The 10,662-nt window shown below is 46.5% G+C and carries 11 protein-coding genes and 1 tRNA gene; 5 read left to right on the forward strand and 7 right to left on the reverse strand.

The genetic code is table 11. The features are described from left to right. Positions 1 to 44: 44 nt before the first annotated feature. A tRNA-Ser gene (locus tag NYG90_RS01675) sits at positions 45 to 134 on the forward strand. 2 nt (positions 135 to 136) lie between these two features. Here the strand turns inward: NYG90_RS01675 and NYG90_RS01680 are convergent. The 4 genes from NYG90_RS01680 to hemH are packed head-to-tail and all read right to left on the reverse strand — an operon-like array spanning position 137 to position 6,375. Then, positions 137 to 1,651, reverse strand: coding sequence for a hypothetical protein (locus tag NYG90_RS01680; protein ID WP_285256416.1), 1,515 nt, complete (start codon positions 1,649 to 1,651; stop codon positions 137 to 139). Positions 1,652 to 1,654: 3 nt separating this feature from the next. Continuing rightward, the gene (locus NYG90_RS01685; protein ID WP_285264605.1) at positions 1,655 to 4,753 is read right to left on the reverse strand and encodes a cytochrome c biogenesis protein CcsA; all 3,099 of its coding nucleotides are present in this window, start codon (positions 4,751 to 4,753) and stop codon (positions 1,655 to 1,657) included. Between the two features lie 14 nt (positions 4,754 to 4,767). Beyond that, positions 4,768 to 5,373, reverse strand: a complete 606-nt coding sequence (locus tag NYG90_RS01690; RefSeq protein WP_285256418.1) for a SoxW family protein — start codon at positions 5,371 to 5,373, stop codon at positions 4,768 to 4,770. A 12-nt stretch (positions 5,374 to 5,385) separates the two neighbouring features. Continuing rightward, positions 5,386 to 6,375 (reverse strand): ferrochelatase, encoded by a 990-nt coding sequence (hemH, locus tag NYG90_RS01695; RefSeq protein WP_285264606.1) that lies wholly within the window; start codon positions 6,373 to 6,375, stop codon positions 5,386 to 5,388. A gap of 91 nt (positions 6,376 to 6,466) precedes the next feature. Here hemH and NYG90_RS01700 point away from each other — a divergent pair, with 91 nt between their 5' ends. The 4 genes from NYG90_RS01700 to NYG90_RS01715 are packed head-to-tail and all read left to right on the forward strand — an operon-like array spanning position 6,467 to position 7,946. Next, a complete protein-coding gene (locus tag NYG90_RS01700; RefSeq protein ID WP_115011205.1) occupies positions 6,467 to 6,886 on the forward strand; it encodes a hypothetical protein in 420 nt (139 codons plus the stop codon). Further along, on the forward strand, positions 6,886 to 7,572 hold the full coding sequence (locus tag NYG90_RS01705; protein ID WP_285256420.1) for a 16S rRNA (uracil(1498)-N(3))-methyltransferase: 687 nt from the start codon (positions 6,886 to 6,888) through the stop codon (positions 7,570 to 7,572). The genes NYG90_RS01700 and NYG90_RS01705 overlap by 1 nt, the downstream gene beginning before the upstream one ends. Before the next feature lie 43 nt (positions 7,573 to 7,615). Further along, entirely contained in the window at positions 7,616 to 7,759 is a 144-nt protein-coding gene (locus tag NYG90_RS01710; protein ID WP_181814167.1) for a hypothetical protein, read from the forward strand. A gap of 31 nt (positions 7,760 to 7,790) precedes the next feature. Next, on the forward strand, positions 7,791 to 7,946 hold the full coding sequence (locus NYG90_RS01715; RefSeq protein WP_285264607.1) for a hypothetical protein: 156 nt from the start codon (positions 7,791 to 7,793) through the stop codon (positions 7,944 to 7,946). A 1-nt stretch (position 7,947) separates the two neighbouring features. Here NYG90_RS01715 and NYG90_RS01720 read toward each other — a convergent pair whose 3' ends face one another. From NYG90_RS01720 to NYG90_RS01730, 3 genes are all read right to left on the reverse strand, one after another. After that, entirely contained in the window at positions 7,948 to 8,607 is a 660-nt protein-coding gene (locus tag NYG90_RS01720) for a uracil-DNA glycosylase family protein (RefSeq protein ID WP_350338540.1), read from the reverse strand. Between the two features lie 95 nt (positions 8,608 to 8,702). Next, a complete protein-coding gene (locus tag NYG90_RS01725) occupies positions 8,703 to 10,247 on the reverse strand; it encodes a flagellin B (RefSeq protein WP_150336946.1) in 1,545 nt (514 codons plus the stop codon). A gap of 173 nt (positions 10,248 to 10,420) precedes the next feature. Beyond that, positions 10,421 to 10,662 (reverse strand): hypothetical protein (locus tag NYG90_RS01730; protein WP_285264608.1); only part of this gene is annotated, 242 nt, incomplete at its 5' end.

Consider the following 10,662-nt stretch of genomic DNA (forward strand, 5'->3'; position numbering starts at 1 on the left):
TGTTTTATAAATTTTAGTTTAGAATTAGCCCCTTATTTTGCTACGGACAGATGGGTGAGTGGCTGAAACCACACCCCTGCTAAGGGTGCAGATCTTAACGGGTCTCGAGGGTTCAAATCCCTCTCTGTCCGCCACTTTAGATTCCCTGTATTTCTTCTATGTCTTGCGTGTTTTCTTGCAGATCTTGTGTTTCATAGATTGTTTGTAGGTCTTCTGCTTCTGGCGCGTCTGGTGTTTGGCTAATTTGTGGGGCTTGCATTTGACTAAGCTTGCCTTGCAGTGTGATTGCAGATTCTAAAAACTCTACATCAAGTGATTGTGTGGCTAGATCAATAGTGCATTTGCTTGTCCGTAGGCTTTGGTCTTGGGATTTTATAGTAGCTTGTGCGGTGATTTGTGCGCGCTCTATTTGCCCATTTACGACTAGACTAGAATCCACTTTTGTATCAAAGCCCACGCCCCACGCATCTTGGGCATTATCTTGTGTGTCAAAGGCTTCTAGCCCAAAAGCACCAAGATCATCAAGCAAGATAGCGAAATTTTGCCCTTCAATATTGATAGTGCCTTTGTGGAAAGCGAGATTATAAACACTCTCTACCATAAGGCTGGATTCTAGGATTGTAGGGGCTTTCAGTAGCTGCAAGATACGCATAAGCGAGAGATTTTCACCACTGAATTTTAGGATATTTTTTTCCAAAGTAAGCGTGCTTTCTCCGCCCAAAGATGAGCTAGCAGCACTAAAGGTGATTCCATTATCGGCACTAATTTTGCCCTGCAGCTCTAGCACACCTTGTATGTCAAAGCCAAATACACTGCCAAACGCCCCAAGATCACTGATATGCAAGCTATAAGCTAGCGCATTATCAAGAATCTGTGTTTGCGCAGAAGCCATAGGGGCTTGGCGTGAAGAGTAAAGAGTGCTTTGCAAGGCTTCCTTGCCATTAGACTTGCCTAGTGCTGTGATGATCTCACCCCCCACGCTAAATGTGCCAGCTAGCTCTTGGTGCGTGCTATCGCGCTTGTAGTAAAGTGTGTTTATGCCCATATCAAGCGCACCTAAGGAGAGCTTGTCGCTTTGTAAGCGTAGCTGCAAGATCTGGGATTGCTCTTGGGCTAGGATAGAGAGCGTGCCTTTTGCATTGATGTCTATGTCAAAAAATCGCGCCACTTGCTCCATAGGCACAGCGCGCAGCTCAAGCGTGTATTCTTGTATGGACAAAAACTTCATACGAGCAAATAGGGCAAAGGAGATTTCTGCGGGGCTATGCGGATTTGTAGATTGCGGATTTGTGGATTGTATGGTGTAGTTTGCTAGATCGCCTTGTATATGTAAGTAGCCAAGTGGTGCGGACTCTTTATGATCAGTGCCTGTATGCAAAAAGTGGATTCTAGCTTGTATATCAAGCTTGCGCCCTAGGGAGTGCCGCCCCTCTAGCACGATAGCAAGTGTTTTGTTTAGCACAAGTTCTGCATATATAGAATCCACTTTGATCGCTAGGGTTTGGAGTTGTGTTTGAAAAGGCAGGGAGTGATTGAGTGCGCTTTGGGCAAAGGGGAGTAAGATTGTATTGCCAGCTTTGGTGAAGAGTAGCCCACCAAGCCCTAGCACACTACATAGGAGAAATACCCCCACCCACGCCAGCGCACGCATTACTTAGCTAGCCCCATTGCCAGCCACATTAGGTGCGGGCAGGGTCTTTTTGAAACTAGCAATGATGATAAGCCCAAGCGTGATAGCGATAAACACATACATCTCCCACGGCATAGGCACAGGATCGCCCCCGGCGTAAGAGTGCTTGCCCGCGAGATAGTAATTCACGCCAAAATAGGTCATTAGCACACTATAAAATGCCAGCACACTGCCTGTGGCAAAGACAAAGGGCAGATTGCTAAACTTGATAAAGCGCAGGTGCAAGACAATGGCATAAATGCCAATGGCAATCAACGCCCAAGTCTCTTTAGGATCCCAGCCCCAATATCGCCCCCACGACTCATTCGCCCAAATCGCGCCCAAAAAATTCCCAATTGTAAGCATAAAAATGCCTAAAATCATCGTCATTTCATTGATGGCATTGACTGAAATGATAGCTTTATCTATATGTGCTTTATCGGGCTTACGCAAGATAAATAGCACAAGTGTGAAAGCTCCAAGCACAAAGCAAAGCCCCAAAAATCCATAGCTTGCGGTAATCACAGAGACATGGATATTAAGCCAATAAGACTGCAAGACAGGCACTAGATCTTGGATCTGTGGATCCATATAGCCTAGATGAGCGACAAAAAGGCTCGCCCCAGAGAAAAAGCTTGTCGCACAAAGAGCTAGCATAAATCGTGGGAAACACACCACCCCAGCGATCCCAGAAGCCCACGCGATGTAGATCATTGATTCATAGGCATTGCTCCACGGAGAGTGCCCAGAGACATACCATCGCACGATAAGCCCAAGCGTGTGGGCTATGACGCACAGAGCAATAAGCGCGAAAAATACCCGATAGACTCTCCTAGGCACAGCGCGATCTTTGTAAATATACACAAGCACGATAAGCAGCCCAAGCAAGCCTAGTAGCGTATAAGGCAGGATAAGTGTCTCAAAAATATTGTAGTGATTAAGCGCGATCTCCCACTCTATGCGACTAGGGCTGACATAATCCTCTCCGCCATTTTGCTCTTGATAGGATTCTAGGCTCTTTAGCGCAGAGATTCCAAGATCCCACGAATTTGTGCTAACGCCTAGAATCATACCCATAAAAAGCGCATTCATCATAGAATCCACTTTTTGTATCATCGGCTCATATTCTTGCATAGGCAGCTGTCCTTGGAGTAAGAGGTAGGTAAGCTCTGTGGCAGAAAACCACCGCTTTGTGCTAGGGTCTGGGAAAATCCGCAAGTAAAGGAGTGTTTGCACGCTTTTTACAATCTCATAGCTCTCTGTTACCTTGCGCACATCTTTATCAAAGGCATTCCACTCGCTCTCGCTTTTGTGCTGCACATCAGCGAAGTAATTATGCAGCTTGGATTCTCCTGTTTGTGTGTCATAAATATCCATAAACGATACGCGCACCTTATCCTGTGGCACGCCTAGGATCGCGCGGAGCTTTGGGGTTTTGGTGTGGATTAGATTAGCACTTACAAAATCACTAGGGAAGATCATAGCTCCCATTAGGGTCTGGGTATTATCTAGCCCTTCAAAGCCATTTGTCCTAGAGATTTTATGCATAATGTGCATAGCCATTGTGTCAAAAGGCTGGATTCTACCGGCGTAGTCTTGGATCTGGATTCTACTAAGGCGGGTGGCAAACTCCCTAGCATTATCGCGCAAAAGCGCGATACGCTCCTGTCTATGCGCTGGGTCAATACTATCTGGATCTTTACGCAAATCCTCCCACACGCGCTTAAAGGACTCTATTTGCTCGCTGGAAAGGTGATTGCTAGTAGTAAGAAATTGCATAAGATTATCTGGCAGTGAGGTTTGCGCCGCACTAGAATCCACTTTTTGTGGCGCACTAGAATCCACCTTGCTAGAGTCTGCGTTTTGCGCCGCGCCTGTCTCTACAAGTGGCGTGCCTTGCTTGCCGTGGGTTTGTATATTGGGCGTATTTGCGTGGAGATTTGGACCATAGAGTAGCCCTAATGCTAACACAAGGGCAAGCGCGCCTTTTTGCGCGAGATTATGGCTAGAGACAAAGCGTGCTAGCTGCATAAAGCGACCATTTTTGTCAAACAGCAGCCACAATGCCCCGATGATTAGCATCGCATAGCCGATATAGGTGGGGAGCTTACCCGGATCGTGATTGACAGATAGCACGCTAGTGTAGTTGCCTGCCTCTTCGTTGAAGAAATAATCGCTTTGATAGAAGCGATAGCCCCCAAAATCTAAGACATTATTCATAAAGATTCTAAAAGGCTTGATAAGAGAGCCTTGCGCGTCTAAAATCTCCACCTCTGAGGCATAAGAAGAAGGATTATCCGTGCCGGCATAGGTCTTTTTCTCAAATTGTAGCAAGCGTAGGGAGAAGGGCAGCTCCACGCGCCTAGATCCCCAGTGGAAGCTCATTTTCATTCCGCCGATTTCTTCACGCACCGCGGCGTGTTCATTAGAAAAGCCATTTCCCCCTATAAGCTCGATAGGCTTTGTCTGTCCATTGTAGCTTACAAGCAAGCGCAGTAGCATTGGGGCATTTCTTGGGGATTTATTGGGGATTAGCGCGACTTCTTGTGAGAGGACTTCCACGGGCTTATCAAAGATCATCGCGCTATCTTTAATGCGTGAATTTGTAAAAATCCCTCTAAATGCGCTGATATTAGCAGGGATTTGGGCATAGTCTTTTTGCCACGAGTCATTTAGCGCGGCGATATTGATGTAATTATCATTAGAGTAGTAGAAGCTCACACTCTTGCCCTCTTGTATCCACATCATTCCCTCTGTCCCAAAATACCGCGTGATCCCAGCCCCTATGATGATCACGATAAATGAGCTATGCAGCAGCATAGAGGCGTATTTTTTGCGTTTGTAGGCACAGGAGTGGATAAAGCTAGCAAGCAAGGCAATGGCAAGATATATATGCAAGAGCATAAACCACCACGAGCCATAAATGATCGTATAAGCAGCATTTGCGCCATAGTCATTCTCTATAAATGTAGCGATCGCGCAACTTAGCGCGTAGAAAAATATAATGGGCAAAATGACCTTAAAGGAGTAAAAAGCCTTGAGGATCCTAATAGGGCTAGCAGGGGGTGTTATAGAGGTTTTCATATCATCTCCAATAGCTATAAAGCTTGCAGGTGTTTTTGCAGCATTGTGGCGATTTGCTTCTCATCGCCATTTGCCTTTTGCCACGAGCCTTGTGCGATAAACTCTAGCAATGCGCTAAATTGCTTAGGCGGGAGATAGCTAGGATAAGTCAGGATCGTCCTGCCATCTTTGGCGGCAAAGACTAAGGTCGGGGTCGGTCCTATGCGGTAGATTTGTGCGAGCTGGCGCGTGGGGATTGCGTGGTCTTGTAGCGTATCGCTCTCTCCTATGCGGAATGTATGGAGCTTGCTATAACTTGTGTTGATATAGTAGGCATTAAACTGCTCTTTAAGCATTGTGCGGAGGTTTTTATGGGCTTTTATGTCATCTTTTAGATTCTCGCAATATGTGCAGCCATTTGCCCCAAAGATTAGGAGCATATATTTGCCCTTAGTCTCAATAGTGCTTGTGTCATTAAAGACATCTTCTAATCCCGCATAGGTCTTTTTATCAAGCTCGCTTGCCTCCACACTAGAATCCACTTTTTGATCCTTACAACCGCTAAGAAGCCACAAAGCGCATAGCATCGCTGCTATGCTAATTATGCGCATAAATGGTAGAAATACATAAGAGTAGAGCATATATATCCTTTATCAAGTGGGGCTAGAATCTAGCCTTTGCTTTGCAAGCGTGTATATCATCGTAGCAAACTCTGGGCTATCATTCATACACGGGCACAGGAGATAGTCTTTCACGCCTTTTTGCTTTGCTAGCTCTTTATACTCAATGCCTAGCTCATAGATTGTCTCGGCATTATCTATGGTGAAAGCTAGGGGATAGATGATGAGATTTTGACCGCTAGCTTTGGCGATAATATCACTTGTAAAAGGCTCAATCCAGCGCATAGGACCGACCTTTGACTGATAGGTTAGCACAATTTTGGCAAACTCTATCCCCCGCCGCGCAAAAATCGTGCGCAAGATTTCTACCCCCTTTTGGCATTGTGCGGGGTAGGGATCGCCGCTATCGACTATCTTTTGCGGGAGAGAGTGGGCAGAGAGCAGAAGCGTGAAGTCTCTAGGGTCGCGCTCTTGCAATGTGTCTAAGATAGTGCTAGCGATTAGCTCATAGTATGGCTCATACGCGTGAAAGTCTTCTACTATGTGGATTCTAGGGGTATAGGATAGGGCTTTAAGATTGTGGTATATATCAAGCATTGATGACTTAGTGGTGGTGGTAGAAAATTGCGGATACATACTAAATAGCACGATCTCATCGACCTTTTGCTCGCATAAAGAGCGCAGCACATCATAGGCAAATGGCGGTGTATAGCGCATAGCATAGGTAAAGATCGCGCTAGAATCCAGCTTTTCAAGCTGCTTGCACAAAGCAAAAGTATGGGCTGGCAAGGGCGAAGCTCCGCCTATGGCGCGGTAGTTGTGCTTGGCAGATTCTAGGCGTTTATTGATGATAAATGAGCCTACCATTTTGCGGATAAAGTGATTTTTGATCCGTAGGATAAGTGGATCGCTAAATAGATTTTGCAAAAAGCTCTCCACTCCAGAAATATCCGTAGGACCGCCCATATTAAGCAGGATAATAGCGCGTTTATGTGTGCGATTTGCTGGGCTTTGTGTAGGCATAGAGCGGGATCCTTAGCTGTTGTTGTCTCCAAAGTTTGAAATAATAATATGCTAAAATTAACGCATATTGATTTTAGGCTTAGGAGTAGCAATGGAAGTCGATATGATCGCAAAGGCGTTTAATGATATGGTGTTTTTCCACGCATTTTTTATGGCATTTTTCCCGATACCTTTTCTCATCAATCTCTACACACTTTTTACTTATAAAACTTATCAAAAGGTGATTATTAAGCTATGGTTTGTTATGCCTATTATCTTTTTGCTTGTGGCGGTGGGGAGCTTTAGCGGGGTGTTTATCTTGGCAAGTCGGCAATGGTATATGACTTGGCAGATTGGGGCGATGATCGCGCTTACTTTGCTGATTTTTCTTATGGAGATCAAGCGGATAAAACGACTTAAGCTTGCTAGGACTAGCGAAGAGCTTATGCGCAAATACATCACATTTTGCAAGTGGGTTTATGGCATAGAGCTATGCTTGGTGCTGCTCTTTAGCCTTAGGATCATTGTGTAATGCAATTTGTCTTCCACGCTGAAGCTGGGGCGCAGACTCTTGTGCTTGAAGGCGAGAGTTTCACGCATATTTTTAGCGCGCGCCGAAGCAAGGCTACTAGCAACCTCGCCCTAAGAAATTTGCGCGATGATAGACTTTATACCTACAAGGTGGATTCTATTAGCAAGCGATGTGCTAGGCTTAGTTTAGATTCTAGCAAGCACGCGCCCAATGCCCCGCGCAAGCACACGCATATCATCTGGGCGATCACACAGGCTAAGACCATAGAAAAAGCCCTGCCTAGCTTCAATGAGCTAGGGCTTAGTAAGCTTAGTGTGTTTTGGGCGGATTTTTCTCAAAGAGGGCAGCATATTGATTTGGCACGGCTGGAGCGGATACTTGTTTGCTCGTGTGAGCAGTGCGGGCGGAGTGATTTGTGTGAGATAGAGATCCTAGAATCCACACAAGCAGCCCTAGAGTGCTACCCCAACGCATTGGTGCTGGATTTTGGCGGCAAGATTATTGGCGGAGATGTATTAGCATCTAGTATCGCGCTAGATTCTGGGGTGCTAATTGGGGCAGAAGGGGGCTTTAGCCACAGGGAGAGAGAGCTTTTTGCAGGGCGTGAGATCGTGGCGTTTGATACAGGGCGAATCCTACGCTCACAAACTGCCGCCCTTGCCTTGCTTGCAAAATGTGGCATTTAGGAGCGTGGTAATCCACTCTCTCCATTAGAATCCACTTTTGAAAATGGATTGCCACGCGGATTTTCAATCCGCTCGCAATGACAATAAAAGGGCGTTTGTGGCTGTGTTATCAAACGAGGATTCTACTTTTTGGGCGTTTTCTTTGTCATTGCGAGCGGTGCTTTTGCACCGCGTGGCAAACAAGTGAAGCGAAGTTTCTTTAGAAAACAAGCGAAGCGGTGCAAGGCGAAGCCGAAGCAGGTTTCTTTAGAAAACAAGCGAAGCGGTGCAAGGCGAAGCCGAAGCAGGTTTCTTTAGAAAACAAGGGACACCGCTCGCCGTTAGGCGATGTTTCTTTAGAAAAGCCAAATCCCTTTGAAAAAAGTGGATTCTAGGCTATCTGGGTATGAAGCTTTGAAGCAGGCGGAAATGCTCTAGGGAGTCTTTTTTCAAGCTTGGGTTGCGCAAGAGAGCGGCGATAGAGTGTGTGGCGATAGTCTTTTTGCCAAAGGCTTCAAGCAGCGCACCCTTATGGCTAGGATCTAGGGCGAGCAAGGATTCTAGCACCACCTCGCCAAAAAGCACGACACAAGCAGGGGGCATTGCCTCTAGCTGGCTTGTGAGATATGGAGCGCATAGCTCTATATCTTGCGGGCTGGCTGGGTGGGAGGCGCATTTGAGCAGAGATAGCACGCTAAAGTGCGCCACGCCAAAGACCTTATGCGCGATATTAGCAAGCATTTGCGATGCTTTAGAATCCACTAGCCTGCCATTTTCACTCATCGCATATTCTACGACAAAGATCACAGGGGATTTAGCTTGGATATAGCCTAGCTCTGGGCTTCCTCGCTTACTGCGCCCACAAAGCTTGCAGTGTATAATCCTTTGAGAGAGATCATCGCTAAATTTTACGGGATTGTGGGGGGCTATGGGATTGTGCGTGTGAGAGACTTTAGCTGGCTGGACAAACTCCACCCCACAAGCCCTAGCGAGATATAGCTCATAAAGCTGGCGTTTGCGTGCGGCATCTGTGTGTCTATCGTGTAAGTTTATCATCGGCACATAGTGGCAGAAATTTGCTTAAGATTTGATTGTGAAAATGCAGAATCCTTGCCCAAATACGCCTTTAAGCGCATTGAGGGAGCAAAGAGCTATTGCAAGAGCCTAAGGACATTTTGCTGCACGGCGTTTGCTTGTGCCATAGCGAAGCTTCCGCTTTGTGCTAAGATGTTGAATTTAGAGAAGTTTGCTGACTCGCTAGCAAAATCCACTTCACGGATTTGCGATTCTGCGGCTTTGACATTAACTTGGGTAACAGAGACATTGTTGATAGTCGCTACTAGCTGCATTTGCACAGATCCAATGTCTGCTCGCACTTTATCAAGCTGCGTCCTAGCAGAATCTGCCATATCCATAACAAGCATAGCACCCTTCAGGCTTGTAACCCCAGCACCAATGCCCTTCCAGTTCAAATCGCTTTGCGCGGTGTTGGCGTTTGCCCCATAGGCACTTGCGACATTTGCGCCAAAAATCCCACGCAGCTCGCGCAAGTTTGCGGTGTATTCTGCTATGCCTTGTGCGGAGTGGAATCCTATGTGGCTGTAATTTACCCCACTTACAAGAATATCCCTAGCATCCGTGCGGATAAGCGTGAGCCGCCCAACGATAGCGTGATTGACCCCAGAGATACCATTAAAATCCCCACCGCCAAAGACTTGCGCCGCTTCGCCACCACCTTGGATTTGTATCGCTCTGCCATCTGGGGAGCTTAGGTTTAGCCGCCCTGTGATGTCAAGATAAGCATACACGCCGGTGCGCTCTTTGACACTATTTATCGCGTTAATGAGCCGTCCATCAGAGTCGTTTTTGCGCACATCGTTGATATTCCCAATGGTTGTGCCGTTAATCACCAAATCTCGCACCGTGCCAGACATCACCGGCAGTGAGCTTGTAGCTTGGACATTATAAGAAGCGCGTATCCCCAAAGTATCAGAAAATTTGTTGATAATCTCACTTAAAGCCCCCACGCCTGTGCCAGCAGAAGTAGAGATTTTTGCCGCTTCGAGTTGGAAAGAATTGACCCCATCAGTTTGCAAGAAATTTAGGCTTACTTCGGAGAGATTTAGCCCCCCAGCACTCGCTAGCATTCCCTCGCCTAAGATTGAAGAAGACTCCATACGGACATGCCCAATTTTGTTGGAGTTGGTAGGACCGATAGAGGCTTTTACCGTGGTGTTAGAATACGCGCCGATTTGGAACTCTTTGTTAGAGAAAGAGCCAGAGAGCATTTGCTGTCCGTTGAAGCTTGTAGTGTTTGCGATATTATCAAGCTCTTCTAGCAAGCGTTGTATATCGCTCTGCAAGGCGCGGCGAGACTCTAGCGTCTGCCCATCTTGCGCGGCTTGGATAGCCTTTGTCTTAATCGTGTCTAAAATCTTTAGCTGCTCGTCCATCGCTTTATCTGCGACTTGGATCATACCAATGGCGTCATTAGCGTTGCGAATCGCCTGCCCCAAGCTCTCGCTTTGTGATCGCAAGCTATCGGCGATCGCCATACCAGAAGCGTCATCAGCAGCTTTATTGACCCTAAGACCAGAGCTTAACTTCTCTAATGACTGCCCAAGCTCTCTATTTACCTGCACGCCTGTGGTGTGTGCCGTTAGCGCGGCGATGTTTGTGTTTATCCTAAAGCTCATAATGCATCCTTTGCAATGTGATTGTGCTAAGGTTGAAGCAATAGGCGTTCCAAAATTAAAGGTAAATGGATTTTTGCCGATAGGGGCGTAGGCTTGTGTAATGCAGCTGCTTAGTATCCATAGTCAAAATGGATTCTAGCAAGCAAGCTTTTATTGTCATCGCGAGCCTTGCACTACGCTGCCCCTCTGTCATCGCGAGCGAGTGAAACGAGCGCGGTAGCGATTGCGCGGCGATCCATACTAGAATCCACTTTTTGAAAAATGGATTCTAGTGATAAACGCCAAAAATGTAAAAAGTGGATTCTAGGAGTAAAGTTAGTTTGAGAGCAACACGATTCTAAGAATTGTGCTGAAAAATTAAGAGTCGCGGGCGGTAGGATTTGAGATGTTAATAAAAAGTGGATTCTAGGAGTAA

Source organism: Helicobacter zhangjianzhongii (assembly GCF_030249855.1).
In the GTDB taxonomy this organism is placed as follows: domain Bacteria; phylum Campylobacterota; class Campylobacteria; order Campylobacterales; family Helicobacteraceae; genus Helicobacter_B; species Helicobacter_B zhangjianzhongii.